Raw genomic sequence first — 13,924 nt, forward strand, 5'->3', positions numbered from 1 at the left:
CACGGTGGAGGAAAACGTACGGGCCGGGCGATGTGTGGTCGCTGTGGATGGGCCGTCCGGTTCGGGTAAGTCCACCGTGTCGCGGCGCCTCGCCGTCGGCATCGGTGCACGCTACCTCGACACCGGGGCGATGTACCGGGCGATCACGTGGGCCGTGCTGCGCTCCGGCGTGGATCTCACCGACACCGCGTCGGTGGCTAAGGTCGCCGGCGAGGTGGACCTGCACATCGGCACCCACCCGCAGGGTTACGCCGTGTCCGTCGACGGGGTCGGGGTGGACGCTGACATCCGGGGCCCGGAGGTGACCGGGGCGGTCTCCGCCGTCGCCGCGGTGCCGGCGGTCCGCGAGTTGCTGGTCGCCCGCCAACGCGAGATGATCGCCAACGCCGGCCGGATGGTGGTCGAGGGTCGTGACATCGGCTCGGTCGTCGCTCCGGACGCTGACCTGAAGGTCTTCCTGACCGCTTCCGAGGCGGCCCGGGCGGCGCGGCGTAGCGCCGAGGACGCCGCCGACGTGGCGGCCACCGCCGCTGACCTGGCCCGACGGGACCGGCTCGACTCGACCCGCAAGGTCAACCCGCTGGCGCAGGCGCCCGACGCGGTGGTGCTGGACACCACCGAGCTGGGCATCGACGAGGTCGTGGCGCGGTTGCGTGACCTGCTCACCGAGCGGGGCGTGGCATGAGTAGCGATGGTGCGGGGTGGGTCGAGCTGCGTGAGCCCGACGTCGCCGTCGAGGAGCAGGCCGGCCCGCAGCCGGTGGTGGCCGTGGTCGGTCGCCCCAACGTGGGTAAGTCCACTCTGGTCAACCGGATCATCGGCCGCCGCCAAGCGGTCGTTGAGGACGTCCCCGGCGTGACCCGCGACCGGGTGCCGTATGACGCGCAGTGGAACGGCCGGGCGTTCACCGTGGTGGACACCGGCGGTTGGGAACCGGACGCGAAGGACCGGGCCGCGGCCATCGCGGCGCAGGCCGAGACGGCCGTCGTGACCGCCGACGTGGTCCTCTTCGTGGTCGACGCGATGGTGGGGTCCACGGACGTGGACGAAGCCGCGGTGAAGATGCTGCGCCGCAGCGCCAAGCCGGTGATCCTGGTGGCGAACAAGGCCGACAACACCTCCATCGAGATGGAGGCGACCTCGCTGTGGTCGCTGGGCCTCGGCGAGCCGTTCACGGTCTCCGCGCTGCACGGGCGGGGCTCCGGCGACCTGCTGGACGCCATCCTCGCCGCGTTGCCGGAAGCACCGGCGATCGTGGAGAACCGGCCGCGTGGACCGCGCCGGGTGGCGTTGGTCGGGCGGCCGAACGTGGGCAAGTCCAGCCTGCTCAACCGGTTCTCCGGTGAGGAGCGGGCGGTTGTCGACTCGGTGGCGGGCACCACTGTGGACCCGGTGGACAGCCTGGTCAGCATCGGCGGTCAGACCTGGCAGTTGGTGGACACCGCCGGGTTGCGCAAGCGGGTCGGTAAGGCCAGCGGCACCGAGTACTACGCGAGCCTGCGCACCGCCGGTGCGATCGAGGCCGCCGAGGTCGCCGTGGTGCTACTGGACTCCAGCGAGCCGATCAGCGAGCAGGACCAGCGGATCCTGTCGATGGTGACCGAGGCCGGCCGGGCAATGGTCATCGCGTTCAACAAGTGGGACCTGGTCGACGCCGACCGCCGGTACTACCTGGACAAGGAAATCGACCGGGAGCTGCGCCGCATCCCCTGGGCGATCCGCCTGAACCTGTCGGCGATGACCGGCCGCGCGGTGGACAAGCTGGCTCCGGCCCTGAACAAGGCCCTCGCTAGCTGGGAAACCCGGGTGCCGACCGCGCAGCTCAACCAGTGGTTGACCGCGCTGGTGCAGGCCACCCCCCACCCGGTGCGCGGCGGTCGTGCTCCGCGCATCCTGTTCGCGACGCAGGCCGGGGTGGCGCCGCCACGGTTCGTGCTCTTCACCACCGGCCCGCTGGACGCCGGTTACCAGCGCTTCGTCGAGCGCAAGCTCCGCGAGGAATTCGGGTACGAGGGCAGCCCCATCGAGATCTCGGTCCGCCCCCGTAAGAAGCTCGGCCCCGGCGGCCGAGGCAAGGCACACGGCTAACCAGTCGTCTCGAAAATGCCGGATGGGTCCACGCGACCCATCCGGCATTTCCGTTACCCCACCCTCCTAGGACGCTTTAGGGGGTGTGCGGTGGGTGGTTTCCGGGTCGCCTCGACCCAGGTGGGGCCTGTGCGGACGCGCCGGGAGTGCTGCGCTAAGCTGTACCGGCTGCCGCGGGGGAAACCACGCGGAGGCGGGACGTGGCGCAGCTTGGTAGCGCACTTGACTGGGGGTCAAGGGGTCGTCGGTTCGAATCCGGCCGTCCCGACGCAGGTGAGGGGCCATCTCGGAAGATCGAGACGGCCCCTTTGTCATACCTGGGTGACTAACTGAGTGACTACGCCTCAGCGTCAAAGGTCCGGTCCATGGCAACTGCACCGCCCAGGAGCACCGGCCGTAGTTGATGCCGGTAGACGCTCTCAGTAACCGTCGTACCGGAGTGGCCGCAGAGATCCGCGATCTGCTCAAGGCTCATGCCGGTCGTGCCACCACCGGGCATGGTCGACCTGAACCGAACCAATCTGGTCGTGGTCGGCAGTCCCCGGCCTGCCGTTCGTCGGGCAGGTGCTTGCGTCTGATCCGAAGCTGGGCTTCGGCAGCGATGACGACCTTCAACGCCCGTTCCGCGGCCGGCCCGGTGGTGCCGGTGGCCTCGATGTCGCGGGTCTGTCTTACCGTCGTAGTCGCGGAACCGCGCTCGTGAGCGGAACCGATTGGCTCCGAGTTTCTGCGTGCGGATCTTGCCCCAGGTGCCATGACTGGCTAGTAAATCGTGTCTACTTTGGACGCTTGTTAGATGTTGTGTCGTCGCTCGATGTCATGAACGTGGCCGGTGCGCTGAGATCCGCGTGCTGGTGTCGCGTTGGGCCTGGTCATGGGACGTGTGGCCTATTCGACTGATCTCACCGATGCGCAGTGGGCGTTGATTGATCCGTTCTTGCGGGCGTGGAAGGCGAAGCGTCCGTCTCCGTCGGGTCATGTGGGCCGCTATGAGCGGCCAGTACCGGTACACGCGAACGGGCCCTCCCGACGGGGAGGGGCCCGATCTACGCTTCGGCCGTCAGCCCGAGGTCCGGATCTGCTCCAGGTAGGTCAGAGGCTCCCGGAGGTACTCCATGAGCTCCCGCAGCGCGTCCTTCTCCGCCGTGGTGATCACGACGTCCTCCTCCGACAGGGCGCCGACGAGCTCCGTGATCGCCAGGTCCCAGGCGCCGGCGCCGGCGGCGGTCAGGACGAACGGCCGGTGATTCGGGCTGATCCTGGGTGCGAGCTGGTCGGTGATCCGGCGGCTGCGCCGGTAGTAATCGTTGACTTCCATGGGTCTCCCGTGGGTTCGGTGGCTAGGCCTTTGAGTTGGTGGTGACGCCCTGGCCGCTGACGGGGAAGCCGCCGGAGATGCTGCCGTCCATGTCCAGGGTAACGATGCAGGTGATGCCGTCGCGGGTGCCGGTGACGCGCCAGCCGTCGCCGTTGGCACGTGGCTGAGGGCGGCTGTCGGGGTTGGTGGCGATGCTCTTGAACCAGCCCTCGACCTGCGCCTTGGTGGTGCCGGGCGGGAAGAGCGTCTTGCCGGGCTCGGTGGAGGAGGGCTTGTGGTTGCCATTGCCCAGGCCGTCGCCGTCCCAGATCTTGTCCATCGCCCCTTCGCCCATCTGACCGAAGCGGTGCATGTCGTACTTGGCGTCGGTGAACTCGGGGTCGTCCCAGGGGTTGGTCCTCTTGGGCGCCTCGGGCTCGGATGTGTCGGCACCCTTCGGGCGGCCCTCCTCGGCGCGCTGGATGCCGTGCTGCTGGGCTGGTCCCACGCGCTTGGGCATCATGCCGGGGCTGAACTTGGGACGCTTGGGGCCATCGCCGTCACCGCCGTGCGGTGGGGTGGGGCCTGAGGGGTGCTTGTTGTGGAGGCCCGCCACAGCGAACAGGACCACCAAAACGGCGGTGGTCCGCAGAGCCGCCATGAGTTGTCGCATCGAGGGCCGCCTAGACGTCGAGGAGTGCGCGAAGGGCGGAGAGGCTGGCGATCAGGCCCATCAGCCAGCCGAAGATGCGGCCGGTCCAGCGGACGACGGCGACCGCGAGCTGGGAGGCGACAAGCGGTGTGGCGAAGCCCAGAGAGAAGACCACCTCGGCCAGCCACACCACGACCTTGGCGATGCAGTCGGCGATGAAGGCGCGCACGACCTCCCGCACTATCTGCACCACGGTTCCCGCGCCACGGGTCGCGGCACCCATGCCGGCGGCCGTGCCCGCGAAGATCCCGGCGACGTCGATGTTGATGGTGAGGATGTCGCGGTAGGCGTCGGCGGCGGCGCCCTGCCATCCGTCGAGGTCGCCGACCAGCCGCGCCTTGAGGTCCTCGGCGATGGAGAACAGCTCATTAGCCATGTTGTCCCAGGTCATGGCGTGCGTCTCGATGGTCTCGGGATCACCGGCGAGCCAGTCGAGTGCCTGCTTCAGTGGCTCGACCTGCTCGATGGCCCACTCGATGCCCATCGACAGGAGCGTGCTGAATGGGTCGATGGCGATGGCCGCCCCGTCGAGAGCGGCGCCCAAGCCCGCGATTGAGCCGTCGATCCAGCTGCCGGAGTCGATGGCGTCCTTGATGCCCATGTAGTCGTCGGCAAGCGGCAGGCCGGTCCAGCCGTCGCGGTGCGCGGCGCTGGTCGAAGGGATGTCGGAGGTCGTGGCGACCAGTGGGTTGCTCATGAGAGGACGCCGGGCCGGCTCAGGTCGCGGAGTGGAAGGAGTTGAAGCCGTCGGTGGTCGACTCCTCGGCCCGCTGATAGGCGTCGGCTGTTTTCTTGATTCCCGCGGCGAGCAGCTCGATGTTCTCGGCGAGCATCCCCACGCCCTTGTCCTGGTCCCGGTGGCGTCCCTCCAGGATGGGCGGTAAGAACTGGCAGAGCTGCCCGTACGCCTCGTCGGCCTGGAAGATGGTGCCGCTCGCGGCCTTGACGGCGGCGAAGCGGTCGTGAATGGCCAACATGGCCGTGGCGTGCGCGCGCAGGGCCTCGATGTCGACCTCGAACCCACCGTGCATCAGTAACGCCCCTCTTCGTCCTCGGTGTCGCCGGTCCGGAATCCGGCCAGCAGGGCCCGGCCGGTCGCCGAGTCGGCGCCGACCGTCTCCCGTACGACCTCGGCGGCGGCCTCGGCGAGCTTGACCCGCGCGTTGCGGTAGGCGCCCATGATCGCCTGCTGAGTCTGCTCCAGGCTCATGCGCTGCACCCGCGCGGAGAGCCGGACGTCGGCCATCGCCCCCGTGGAGTCGACGGTGACCTCGACGATCTTGTGGGCGTCGGTGGCCGTAACCCGCAGCGCGCGCAAGCCGGCAGCGGCGGCCTGCGTGTCGGCGGCCCGGCGCGAGGCATTGGCCTGCCAGGCCTCCAGGCGTTCCCGCGCATCCTCGGCGTCCAACAGCGGATTACCCATCGCGCCTCCGTTTCGGTTGCCGAGTAGGGGATGTAGACGCGTGAGTGTAGCCGCGGCCCACCACGCCAAGATTGCCGAGCGCGGGATGCGGCCGACGCGGTGACCGGACGCAGGGCGTGTGCTCGGGGTTGTGGGTGGTGCCCAGGACGGCGATGCGGCGGATCGGACGGTGGGACTCTCATCCGGGGACGATCAGGGCGGCGCCATGGACACCGGGGCTCTCTCGGATTCTGAGTGGGCTATAAGTGACCTGTCCGACCGGCAATGGGCGTTGATCGATCCGTTCCTGCAGGCGTGGAAAGCGAAACGCCCGTCACCATCAGGCCATGAGGGCCGCTACCCGCTGCGGGCGATCGTGAACGCGATCTTCTACCAGAACCGGACCGGCTGCCAGTGGATGTACCTTCCGAACGACCTGCCGCCCCGGTCAGCGGTGTACTACTACTTCAGACTCTGGCGTGACGACGGCACCGACCAGGCCATCCATGACCTGCTGTTGCCAGGCCCGCGAGAAGGCCGGCCGCGCCGAGGACCCGTCGTCGCTCCCGACCGCTGCATCCTCTCCAGCACGATGACCTGGAGCCGGGGACCAGTCGGGGACCACACGTCGTGCGCGTCCATGCGCCGCACGAGTAGACAGTCGGGGCCGCCGAACGCTCCCCATCGGGCGTGACGTGCGCGGACGTTCGACCATCCGTCCTGGGGGTCAAGGGGTCGTCGGTTCGAATCCGGCCGTCCCGACAGACAAGAGGCCCTGACCAGCGGAAACGCTGGTCAGGGCTTTAATTTTGTCTATAGGATTTTGAACCGCCCCCGAAAACCCCCCGTTACCGGAGGGACCGGATCCACGTCGTGTGGGTCGAGGATTCACGCAAGATCGTCTACGGCTAGCTCGCCAGCTCGTCCCACGCGTCCGCCACGGCCAGGTGTTGATCCTGTCCGCGCCGACCCACGCAGCCTGCGATCCCGTTGGCGCCCTTCCAATTCATCCCGACAGATCCGTGGCGCCTTCGAGCTCTGCGAGGAGGAGATGCTCCGCACCGTCCAGGGTCAGATGTGCGCTCATCTTGACGCCCGGCATGCGCCTGGTGCTCGACCCGATGCGCCACTGCCACCTGACCAGCCCCTGGGCATCGGCGGTCGCCGCACCCAGTCCTCTCGCGTGGCTGGTGCGCCCGCTGGGATAGACGATTCGCAGATTGCAGGGAGCATGGGCGCGGGTGGAGGCGAGCACACGGCAGTGCCCGCCGATCCACGGGGTGCCGATGGCTGCGACGTCCAGCACGAAGATGTTCAACGTGTCGCAGATCCTGGACAACGACTTCCCCCACGCCCGGACCTCTGGGCTGCTGATACCCGCGAAGTGCAGTCCGACCGCCGTGAAGGTGTTCCGGTCCAGCCACAACGCCCCCGAGTCGCCGTGATCGCTGAGCACCCCCTGAGGCAATGCGAAGTCGTCGGGAACGACCGAGAACTCGATGCCGTCCGTGCCGTCGATGGTGCCCCCGGTGACTCCGGTCCGCAGCCCGGACTTGAGCACCTTGAGGCCGACGACGTGCGGTTTGCTACCGGATGCCGGCAGTGGCAGCCCTTCGATGTCGGTGGACACGTTCCGGCTGCGACTGCCGTCCTGCTCGCCGATCGAACTCACGGCGGCATCCAGACCCTGGTCCCAGCGCAGCAGGCGGCCAAGGAAGTTGTTCGGCGGCTCCGGATCGGGCGCAACCGGGTCGGGTTGGATGATCGGATCCATCGCGACCGGCGGATCAGCGACCGCCACGTGCCAGTTCGTCAACGCAAGAGGCCGCAGCGTGCCCCGTTCGAACACGATGGCCCCCAGCGTCCCCGGGTCTCCGGTGCCGGGACCTCCGACCTTGAGGTTTCCGACGTTGATGCCGCCGAGGACAGGATCGTGCCGAGAGTGCCGAACATCCACATTCGGTACGGGATTGCTCTCGATGACGTCGACCGGCACCCCCTCGATCTCGTCGGGGAGTTGCTCCGACGGGGTGAGGCTGCTGTCCGGCATCTTGCGGGTGACGTGAACGCGGATTGCCAGCCGGTCCGAAGGGCGCTTGCGTTTGAACTCGAAGCCGATGTCGACAGAACGGACGTTCGGGAATGACATCAGCTGCTTTCGGTGCCGACGCATGAACCTGAGCAACTGGTCCTGTTCTCGCGAGGTGATCTCGTGCATGACGGCCCCCTCTCGGTGACCCCGCTCGTCGCTCCATTCCCCACCTCGGCCGGGCCATGCCGCAGGACGGACCGCCGACCACATCCGCGCCGGCCGCTGACCCGGTTGCAATCGTCGGCGACCCTCGCCCGAATGCCCGTCTTCGGCAGTGGACTGCTTCGGACGACAGGGGCGGCCGTGACATCGTCGTCGCAACCGATGAGCGATCGGTTCGGGTCAGTTTGATGCGGCCCGAGTGGGAGGAACGTCCTCAGTCTCTGGTCCGGCTCTCGATCGAGGACGGGGCGCAGATCGCGCAGCTCATCCTGTCCGCCCCGGCGTCTCTGGTGCGCTGTGCCGACGGTCTACCGGCCGTCGCACCCGCCGGGCATGTCGGGGAACGCAGCAGGCTTCGTATCCGGCGTGGCAGCCGGGCCTATTTTCGGGAGATCGACCGCGAGCGCGAGTGGACGCCCGAACCGATTGAAGCCTGGCTCACCGCGGCCAACCTCAAGGATCCGCCGATTGCCGGGCGTCCGCGTGAACCGACGGAGCGTGATTTCCGTCGCCTGCTCCCGTACTCGTGGGTGCCGGGGTGAGACACATTTCGCCGGCCCTGGCGTGGAGACCACGGACGGCAGTCTCGTGCATGCCGGCATCGTGTATCACGGCTGCAGGTTGCAGCCTGGCGGCTCGTTCGTAGTACGGCGCAGGGTGACCAGTGGAGAGCCGCGCTGGGTCTTCCGGACCGACCGGAAGGCCACCGACCTCGACGCGGCCGCGGAAACCGCGTATGTCGCCTACGACGGCTGGCTGGCCAAGCGTGGCATCCCCGCCGAGATCATCGACTCCTACCTACGGCCGAGCTACGGCAGCCGGCAGATCCGCAGGGATACCAAGCGGTTCATCGTTGGCGTGCACAACAGGTACACGCTGGCCGCTGCCAAGGCACTGACCGGATTCAGCAAGCCGGTGTTGCTGGTCCGCGCGGAGGACGATCGGATCTTCCGTGCCCAGCTCTTCGAACGACTCGCCGCGACCCTGCCCGACGCCCGCCTGGTCACGGTCGCCGACTCGTCCACCTTCGTGTCGGAGGATCAACCTGCCGAACTCGCCCGGCTGGTCGTGAGCTTCGCCGCCGCTTGAGCCCTCGTGCTCACCGGTGGTAGCAGGTCGGCGCGAGGCCAGCGAGGTCTCGCCGGGGCGCTTGCCAACCTGGCGCTGGCGTTGAACACGGTCAGCCTGCGCCACGCCGAGCTGGGGCAGGTGAGCGCGGCGGTGGCGGCTGCCGAGGAGGCGGTGGGAATCTTCCGCGACCTCGTCCGGGCCAACGCGGTGGGCATCGAAATCGAAGGTGAAAGCTGTAATGGCAGCCACCGCCCGGTCGACCTGGCCGTGGAGCCGCCGTCTGACCGCGGAGCGGTCCCCTGCGCCGCGGTGTTAGTTGTCTCCTGCGCTTGCTAAGGGGTGTTCTGCGCATCCCTGGCGGCTTCGACGAAAGCGCGGATCAGCCCGGTCTCGCGGCGCTGCGCCACACCGGCGCGTACCGCAGGACCGGCCCGTCGTCGACGGGCACGAACGTGATGTCCGGGCGCACCCGGGAGGCGGCCACATGCGCTCCGACGGGGGAGATGACCAGGCCGGCACCGATCGCCGTGAAGGCCTCTTCGAGAGTGTCCACGGTGATTCCGGATCGGATGGGCCGGCCTGCGGGTGTCACGGACGGCGTGTGCGCCTCCCACACGTAGCCCGGAATTGGCCCCTCGGGACCCACTACCGGGTGATCGCCGAGCTCCTCCATCGAGACCCGGTCCCGACCAGCCAGTGGATGATCGGAGCCGACGGCCAGCACCAGCTGCTCGGTGTGCAGATGCGGCCCGACGGCGAGGTCGGGTTCGCGGACAGGTAGCCAAAGTATCCCGACGTCGACCCGGCCGGCGCGCAGTGGACCGAACGGGTCGCTGGGAAGAATCTCGCGGGTACGCAACGCACACTGCGGATGCCGCTGCCGGAACAGGTCGAAGACGGCCGCGATCTCCTGGTGATGGGGGCCCATAGTGCCAACGGTCAGCGTGCCGATCTGCCCGCGCGCGGCGGCGGCAGCCTCCTCGATGCCCACCATTATCTCGCGGTAGCCCGCGTCGAGTCGGTCGCGAAGCCGCTCGCCGAGCGGGGTGAGCCGCACGGTGCGGCTGGTCCGCTCGAACAGGGCTGCGCCGATCCTGCGCTCCTGCTGTTTGATCGACTGACTGACCCGCGCCTGAGACACTCGGAGCCGCTCGGCTGTCCGTCCGAAGTGGAGCTCCCCGGCCAGGGTCAGGAAGATCTCGATGTCACGCAGCTCCACCGAGCCGTCTCCCTCCGGTTGCAACGCGTCCGATTCCCGTCGCTGGCCGGCGCAACACCGAAGTGTAAGGCGGTGACGAGGGCGCGTCTCTCGACCGTGATCCGTACCACGATCGAGGTGCAGGCAGGACAGGCCGTCGATCGATAACCGGCGGCTTAACCGGCGGTTCGATCTTTGGCGTTGTTGCGCACCGCGCGTGCGGCGATCGTAGGTTCCGTGAGCGAAATGTTGAGCGACATCGTGGCGGTGCCGGATTGCCCCGGTGTCTCGCGGTGGCAGGCCGTGGTGCCAGGCGGCTCCGTGGCCGGGTCGGCCGCCCTGCGGCCGATCATCCCGTTCTGGCACGACCTCCTGCCGGCTCCGACCCCCGTCACCCGGCCGGGTGCCTCCGAGCTGACCTTGTACGTGGAGCCGGAGTGGCGGCGTCGTGGCATCGGTTCACGGCTGCTGGCCACCGTCCGGGCGTACACCGCCGAGCCTCGCCTGTTCGCGGACGTCGCCGCGGGTGCGCCGGGGGAGGCGTTCTGTCTTCGGCACGGGTTCCGGCACGCCGGATCCACGCGCCTCGACCTCCTCACCTACTGCGATGTTCACTGGGCCTGGCTGGGTGAGATGGTCGACGCAGAGCCCTCCGGATACCGACTGATCCACCGGACCGGGATTCTTCCGGCCATGCTCCGTGTCGAGGAATTGCGCCACAGTCCGGGCCGTACCGGTGATGCTGTCTTGACCGCCGCCGAGGCGGACGGCGACCTAGCGGCCTACGCGGTAGCGGTCGTCGGCGCGCTCTCCCCGAACCGCGCCCGCCAGTACGGGCCCGCGGTGCTCCCCAACCATCGCGGACGGCGGCTGGGCGTCTGGGTCAACGCCGCTCTCATCCAACGACTGCGTGAGGTCCACCCGCACGTCGACGAGATCGAGACTCTCACCGACGAGGGCGATACCCACCTGCTCGCTGTCCGCGAGCACTTCGGTTTCCGCCCTTCCGATCGAACACGCCGCTACGAGCTCGCCCTGCCGTAGTCGCGTCCGCAACCCCAGAACCGGGTGGCACCGAAGCCGCCGCGCACTACCGAAGGAAGGTTTGTCATGAAACGGCCAAAAAAGATGGCTCACGCTGCTCGCACTCTGTCTGATCGCAGTGGGCCTTCGCCCCCCGAGCCCGCACCGTCGTCGCTGGATTCCGGTGTCGCGTGGCCCCGTTCTGAAATCCCTCGGTAGTCGGTGTTGCTATCTACCGGTAGCTAGCGATACAGTCTACCGGTAGTAAGCGTCGCTTGGTAGCGAGGGGATGAGGGCATGGGCAGCCAGATGACAGAGATGCTGAAGGGCACTCTCGAAGGCATAGTCCTGGCGATCCTGGCCGGCAGGCCCGCATACGGCTATGAGATCACCGCGTGGCTGCGCGACCGCGGATTCTCGGACATCGCGGAAGGCACCATCTACGCGCTGCTCGTCCGCGTCGAGCAGCGCGGGTTCGTGGACGTGGAGAAGGTCCCCTCCGCGAAAGGGCCCCCGCGGAAGGTGTATTCGCTCAACGCGAAGGGGCGAGAGCAACTCGCCGAGTTCTGGAGGACGTGGAGCGTCCTCGCGGAACGCATCGAGCAACTCCACCACAACGACAACCAACACGACGAAGGAGCATGAGCATGGCCGCGAAGTGGATCGAGACGCTTGTCGGGTCACTCGATCAGAAGAGGCAGTACAAGCACCACATGGCCCGGATCGAGGCTCTGCCGGGGCCCTATCGCAACGCGGCCGAGGCTCTTCAGCGGTACTTCATGTACCACGGAGGAATCCTCGACGGCGACACGCTCATCACGATGCTCGGCGACTTCGTCGACCTCTGGGAGCGTGCGGTCGCCGACGGAACACCGGTCCGCGCGATCGTCGGCGACGACCCGGTCGAGTTCGCCGAGACATTCCTGCAGGCGTACGCCGGCAAGCAGTGGATAGACAAGGAACGCGTTCGCCTCCGGAAGGCGATCGACGCCGCCGCAGGCGACAATGGCGAGGAGAAGAGCGCATGACCACCAGTACGCGCGAACCCGCGATCAGGGTGCAGGCCATCACGAAGTCCTACAAGGACCTGCACGTGCTGCGGGGCGTCGACTTCGACGTGGCAGCCGGGAGCATCTTCGCTCTGCTCGGCTCGAACGGCGCCGGAAAGACCACGCTGGTGCGGATCCTGTCGACGTTGCTGAAGGCCAACACCGGCACCGCGACAGTCCACGGCTTCGACGTCTCCTCGGCCCCGGGCGACGTACGCAAGTCGATCAGCCTTACCGGCCAGTTCGCCGCGGTCGACGGAGTGCTCACCGGCCGGGAGAATCTGGTCCTGGTCGCGAAGCTCCGCCATCTGAAGAATCCGGGTGCGATCGCCGACGACATGCTCGCCCGTTTCTCGCTCACTGATGCTGGGAATCGCCGGGCGGCGACGTACTCGGGCGGCATGCGTCGGCGGCTGGACATCGCGATGAGTCTTGTCGGGAACCCGCCGATCGTGTTCCTCGACGAGCCGACTACCGGACTCGACCCGCAGGCCCGCATCGAGGTCTGGCAGGCAGTCAGGCAGCTCGCCAACGATGGCACAACCATCCTGCTGACCACCCAGTACCTCGACGAGGCCGAGCAGCTCGCCGACCGGATCGCGATCCTGCACAAAGGCACGATCATCCAGAACGGCACTCTCGCCGAGCTGAAGCGACTCATCCCGTCCACCAAGGTCGAGTACGTCGAGAAGCAGCCGACCCTCGAGGACGTCTTCCTCGCCCTCGTCGCCGACCCCAGTGACACCGCCGACGAGGCAGCCATGCCCGCAGGAAGGGAATCCCGATGACCGCCCACGTCCTCAGCGACACCGCAACCCTCACCGGCCGCTCGCTGCGTCACATCCTTCGCAGCCCGGACACCATCATCACCACGGCGGTCACCCCGATCGCGCTGATGCTGCTCTTCGTGTACGTGCTGGGCGGTGCCATCAACACCGGAACCGACGAGTCGTACATCAACTACATGCTCCCGGGTATCTTGCTCATTACGATCGCAAGTGGCATCGCCTATACGGCGTACCGCCTGTTCCTCGACATGCAGGGCGGCATCTTCGAGCGCTTCCAGTCGATGCCGATCCCACGACCGTCCGTGCTATGGGCGCATGTCCTGACCTCACTCGTCGCCAACCTGGCCTCGATCGTGATCGTCACAGGCGTCGCGCTGATCATGGGGTTCCGCACCGGCGCATCCGTAGCCGACTGGCTCGCCGTCGCCGGCATCCTGATCCTGTTCACCCTCGCCCTCACCTGGGTCGCCGTGATAGCGGGCCTGTCCGCCAAGACCGTCGACGGTGCGAGCGCCTTCAGCTACCCGCTGATCTTTCTGCCCTTCATCAGTTCGGCGTTCGTCCCCACCGACTCGATGCCTGGCCCGGTCGCCTGGTTCGCCGAGAACCAGCCGGTAACGTCCATCGTGAATACCCTCCGTGTGCTTTTCGCGCAGCAACCCGTCGGCAACGACATCTGGATCGCCCTCGTCTGGTGCGCCGGCATGCTCGTGGCCGCCTACGTCGCCGCGACAGCGATCTACCGCAAGAAGATCAGCTAGCCGATCGCAAGATGACAGCGCCGCATCTGTATGGATGCGGCGCTGTCCCCTGCGCAGGTCTGCCACTCTGAGCGCGGCATCAGGCTGGCCGAGGGCTGAGTCGCTCACCGAGGAGATCACCGCCCTCGACCGGCAGGTGGCCCCCATCGTCCGGAAACAGCGCCCCGCACCTCGGCCCTGTTTGGTGTCGGTCCCGACGTCGCCGCCCAACTGCTCACCACCGCTGGCGACAACCCCGACCGGCTGGGCTCCGAAGCCGCCCTGTCGCGGACAGATGCTGA

At 67.8% G+C, this 13,924-nt stretch carries 17 protein-coding genes, 1 tRNA gene and 3 pseudogenes; 12 read left to right on the forward strand and 9 right to left on the reverse strand.

All coding sequences use genetic code 11. From position 1 onward, the window contains the following. Nucleotides 1-4 precede the first annotated feature (4 nt). From cmk to HNR20_RS25980, 3 genes are all read left to right on the forward strand, one after another. Nucleotides 5-685, forward strand: a complete 681-nt coding sequence (gene cmk / locus HNR20_RS25970; protein ID WP_184184883.1) for a (d)CMP kinase — start codon at nucleotides 5-7, stop codon at nucleotides 683-685. Further along, nucleotides 682-2,088 (forward strand): ribosome biogenesis GTPase Der, encoded by a 1,407-nt coding sequence (gene der / locus HNR20_RS25975; RefSeq protein ID WP_229687319.1) that lies wholly within the window; start codon nucleotides 682-684, stop codon nucleotides 2,086-2,088. Before cmk ends, der begins: the two co-directional genes overlap by 4 nt. 194 nt (nucleotides 2,089-2,282) lie before the next feature. Next, nucleotides 2,283-2,356 (forward strand) — tRNA-Pro (locus HNR20_RS25980). A 69-nt stretch (nucleotides 2,357-2,425) separates the two neighbouring features. On the opposite strand, the pseudogene HNR20_RS32465 reads toward HNR20_RS25980, so the two are convergent. From HNR20_RS32465 to HNR20_RS26005, 7 genes and pseudogenes are all read right to left on the reverse strand, one after another. Beyond that, a pseudogene (locus tag HNR20_RS32465) lies at nucleotides 2,426-2,569 on the reverse strand (site-specific integrase); the annotation flags it as partial. Nucleotides 2,570-2,694: 125 nt separating this feature from the next. Further along, a pseudogene (locus tag HNR20_RS32470) lies at nucleotides 2,695-2,827 on the reverse strand (site-specific integrase); the annotation flags it as partial. Nucleotides 2,828-3,148: 321 nt separating this feature from the next. Then, nucleotides 3,149-3,406 (reverse strand): hypothetical protein, encoded by a 258-nt coding sequence (locus tag HNR20_RS25985; RefSeq protein ID WP_184184886.1) that lies wholly within the window; start codon nucleotides 3,404-3,406, stop codon nucleotides 3,149-3,151. A gap of 22 nt (nucleotides 3,407-3,428) precedes the next feature. Continuing rightward, nucleotides 3,429-3,905 carry an EndoU domain-containing protein gene (locus HNR20_RS25990; RefSeq protein ID WP_375791641.1) on the reverse strand — a complete coding sequence of 159 codons (477 nt, stop codon included), beginning with the start codon at nucleotides 3,903-3,905 and terminating at the stop codon, nucleotides 3,429-3,431. Nucleotides 3,906-4,068: 163 nt separating this feature from the next. Then, on the reverse strand, nucleotides 4,069-4,794 hold the full coding sequence (locus HNR20_RS25995) for a WXG100 family type VII secretion target (protein WP_184184892.1): 726 nt from the start codon (nucleotides 4,792-4,794) through the stop codon (nucleotides 4,069-4,071). A 19-nt stretch (nucleotides 4,795-4,813) separates the two neighbouring features. After that, nucleotides 4,814-5,128 (reverse strand): type VII secretion target, encoded by a 315-nt coding sequence (locus HNR20_RS26000; protein WP_184184895.1) that lies wholly within the window; start codon nucleotides 5,126-5,128, stop codon nucleotides 4,814-4,816. Next, nucleotides 5,128-5,520 carry a YbaB/EbfC family nucleoid-associated protein gene (locus tag HNR20_RS26005; RefSeq protein ID WP_184184897.1) on the reverse strand — a complete coding sequence of 131 codons (393 nt, stop codon included), beginning with the start codon at nucleotides 5,518-5,520 and terminating at the stop codon, nucleotides 5,128-5,130. The genes HNR20_RS26000 and HNR20_RS26005 overlap by 1 nt, the downstream gene beginning before the upstream one ends. 205 nt (nucleotides 5,521-5,725) lie before the next feature. Here HNR20_RS26005 and HNR20_RS26010 point away from each other — a divergent pair. Beyond that, a pseudogene (locus HNR20_RS26010) lies at nucleotides 5,726-6,065 on the forward strand (transposase); the annotation flags it as partial. A gap of 440 nt (nucleotides 6,066-6,505) precedes the next feature. Here the strand turns inward: HNR20_RS26010 and HNR20_RS26015 are convergent. After that, on the reverse strand, nucleotides 6,506-7,717 hold the full coding sequence (locus tag HNR20_RS26015; protein WP_184184901.1) for a chymotrypsin family serine protease: 1,212 nt from the start codon (nucleotides 7,715-7,717) through the stop codon (nucleotides 6,506-6,508). 224 nt (nucleotides 7,718-7,941) lie between these two features. On the opposite strand from HNR20_RS26015, the gene HNR20_RS26020 reads away from it, so the two are divergent. The 3 genes from HNR20_RS26020 to HNR20_RS26030 all read left to right on the forward strand — a co-directional run bounded on the left by HNR20_RS26020 (nucleotide 7,942) and on the right by HNR20_RS26030 (nucleotide 9,160). Beyond that, nucleotides 7,942-8,295, forward strand: coding sequence for a hypothetical protein (locus tag HNR20_RS26020; protein ID WP_184184904.1), 354 nt, complete (start codon nucleotides 7,942-7,944; stop codon nucleotides 8,293-8,295). A 115-nt stretch (nucleotides 8,296-8,410) separates the two neighbouring features. Further along, nucleotides 8,411-8,842 carry an alpha/beta fold hydrolase gene (locus HNR20_RS26025; protein ID WP_184184907.1) on the forward strand — a complete coding sequence of 144 codons (432 nt, stop codon included), beginning with the start codon at nucleotides 8,411-8,413 and terminating at the stop codon, nucleotides 8,840-8,842. A gap of 6 nt (nucleotides 8,843-8,848) precedes the next feature. Next, nucleotides 8,849-9,160 carry a hypothetical protein gene (locus HNR20_RS26030; protein WP_184184910.1) on the forward strand — a complete coding sequence of 104 codons (312 nt, stop codon included), beginning with the start codon at nucleotides 8,849-8,851 and terminating at the stop codon, nucleotides 9,158-9,160. 43 nt (nucleotides 9,161-9,203) lie between these two features. Here HNR20_RS26030 and HNR20_RS26035 read toward each other — a convergent pair whose 3' ends face one another. Next, nucleotides 9,204-10,043, reverse strand: a complete 840-nt coding sequence (locus HNR20_RS26035; protein ID WP_184184912.1) for a LysR family transcriptional regulator — start codon at nucleotides 10,041-10,043, stop codon at nucleotides 9,204-9,206. A 225-nt stretch (nucleotides 10,044-10,268) separates the two neighbouring features. Here HNR20_RS26035 and HNR20_RS26040 point away from each other — a divergent pair, with 225 nt between their 5' ends. From HNR20_RS26040 to HNR20_RS26060, 5 genes are all read left to right on the forward strand, one after another. After that, nucleotides 10,269-11,066 (forward strand): GNAT family N-acetyltransferase, encoded by a 798-nt coding sequence (locus tag HNR20_RS26040; protein WP_229687331.1) that lies wholly within the window; start codon nucleotides 10,269-10,271, stop codon nucleotides 11,064-11,066. Between the two features lie 276 nt (nucleotides 11,067-11,342). Further along, entirely contained in the window at nucleotides 11,343-11,690 is a 348-nt protein-coding gene (locus HNR20_RS26045; protein WP_184184918.1) for a PadR family transcriptional regulator, read from the forward strand. A gap of 2 nt (nucleotides 11,691-11,692) precedes the next feature. Next, nucleotides 11,693-12,073 carry a DUF1048 domain-containing protein gene (locus HNR20_RS26050; RefSeq protein WP_184184921.1) on the forward strand — a complete coding sequence of 127 codons (381 nt, stop codon included), beginning with the start codon at nucleotides 11,693-11,695 and terminating at the stop codon, nucleotides 12,071-12,073. Beyond that, nucleotides 12,070-12,882: an ABC transporter ATP-binding protein gene (locus HNR20_RS26055; protein ID WP_184184924.1), complete on the forward strand. Its 813-nt coding sequence runs from the start codon at nucleotides 12,070-12,072 to the stop codon at nucleotides 12,880-12,882. Before HNR20_RS26050 ends, HNR20_RS26055 begins: the two co-directional genes overlap by 4 nt. Next, entirely contained in the window at nucleotides 12,879-13,643 is a 765-nt protein-coding gene (locus HNR20_RS26060) for an ABC transporter permease (protein WP_184184927.1), read from the forward strand. Before HNR20_RS26055 ends, HNR20_RS26060 begins: the two co-directional genes overlap by 4 nt. Nucleotides 13,644-13,924 lie beyond the last annotated feature (281 nt).

The sequence above is a fragment of the Micromonospora parathelypteridis genome, from assembly GCF_014201145.1.
GTDB lineage: Bacteria > Actinomycetota > Actinomycetes > Mycobacteriales > Micromonosporaceae > Micromonospora > Micromonospora parathelypteridis.

Excerpts from the sequence above, each read along its gene's own strand:
- HNR20_RS25995 (WP_184184892.1), bottom strand. The coding sequence starts at position 4,794 with ATGAGCAACCCACTGGTCGCCACGACCTCCGACATCCCTTCGACCAGC.
- HNR20_RS26045 (WP_184184918.1), top strand. The coding sequence starts at position 11,343 with ATGGGCAGCCAGATGACAGAGATGCTGAAGGGCACTCTCGAAGGCATA.
- HNR20_RS26015 (WP_184184901.1), bottom strand. The coding sequence starts at position 7,717 with ATGCACGAGATCACCTCGCGAGAACAGGACCAGTTGCTCAGGTTCATG.
- HNR20_RS26000 (WP_184184895.1), bottom strand. The coding sequence starts at position 5,128 with ATGCACGGTGGGTTCGAGGTCGACATCGAGGCCCTGCGCGCGCACGCC.
- HNR20_RS26060 (WP_184184927.1), top strand. The coding sequence starts at position 12,879 with ATGACCGCCCACGTCCTCAGCGACACCGCAACCCTCACCGGCCGCTCG.
- der (WP_229687319.1), top strand. The coding sequence starts at position 682 with ATGAGTAGCGATGGTGCGGGGTGGGTCGAGCTGCGTGAGCCCGACGTC.
- HNR20_RS26005 (WP_184184897.1), bottom strand. The coding sequence starts at position 5,520 with ATGGGTAATCCGCTGTTGGACGCCGAGGATGCGCGGGAACGCCTGGAG.
- HNR20_RS26055 (WP_184184924.1), top strand. The coding sequence starts at position 12,070 with ATGACCACCAGTACGCGCGAACCCGCGATCAGGGTGCAGGCCATCACG.
- HNR20_RS25985 (WP_184184886.1), bottom strand. The coding sequence starts at position 3,406 with ATGGAAGTCAACGATTACTACCGGCGCAGCCGCCGGATCACCGACCAG.
- HNR20_RS26040 (WP_229687331.1), top strand. The coding sequence starts at position 10,269 with ATGTTGAGCGACATCGTGGCGGTGCCGGATTGCCCCGGTGTCTCGCGG.
- HNR20_RS25990 (WP_375791641.1), bottom strand. The coding sequence starts at position 3,905 with ATGCCCAAGCGCGTGGGACCAGCCCAGCAGCACGGCATCCAGCGCGCC.
- HNR20_RS26020 (WP_184184904.1), top strand. The coding sequence starts at position 7,942 with ATGCGGCCCGAGTGGGAGGAACGTCCTCAGTCTCTGGTCCGGCTCTCG.
- HNR20_RS26050 (WP_184184921.1), top strand. The coding sequence starts at position 11,693 with ATGGCCGCGAAGTGGATCGAGACGCTTGTCGGGTCACTCGATCAGAAG.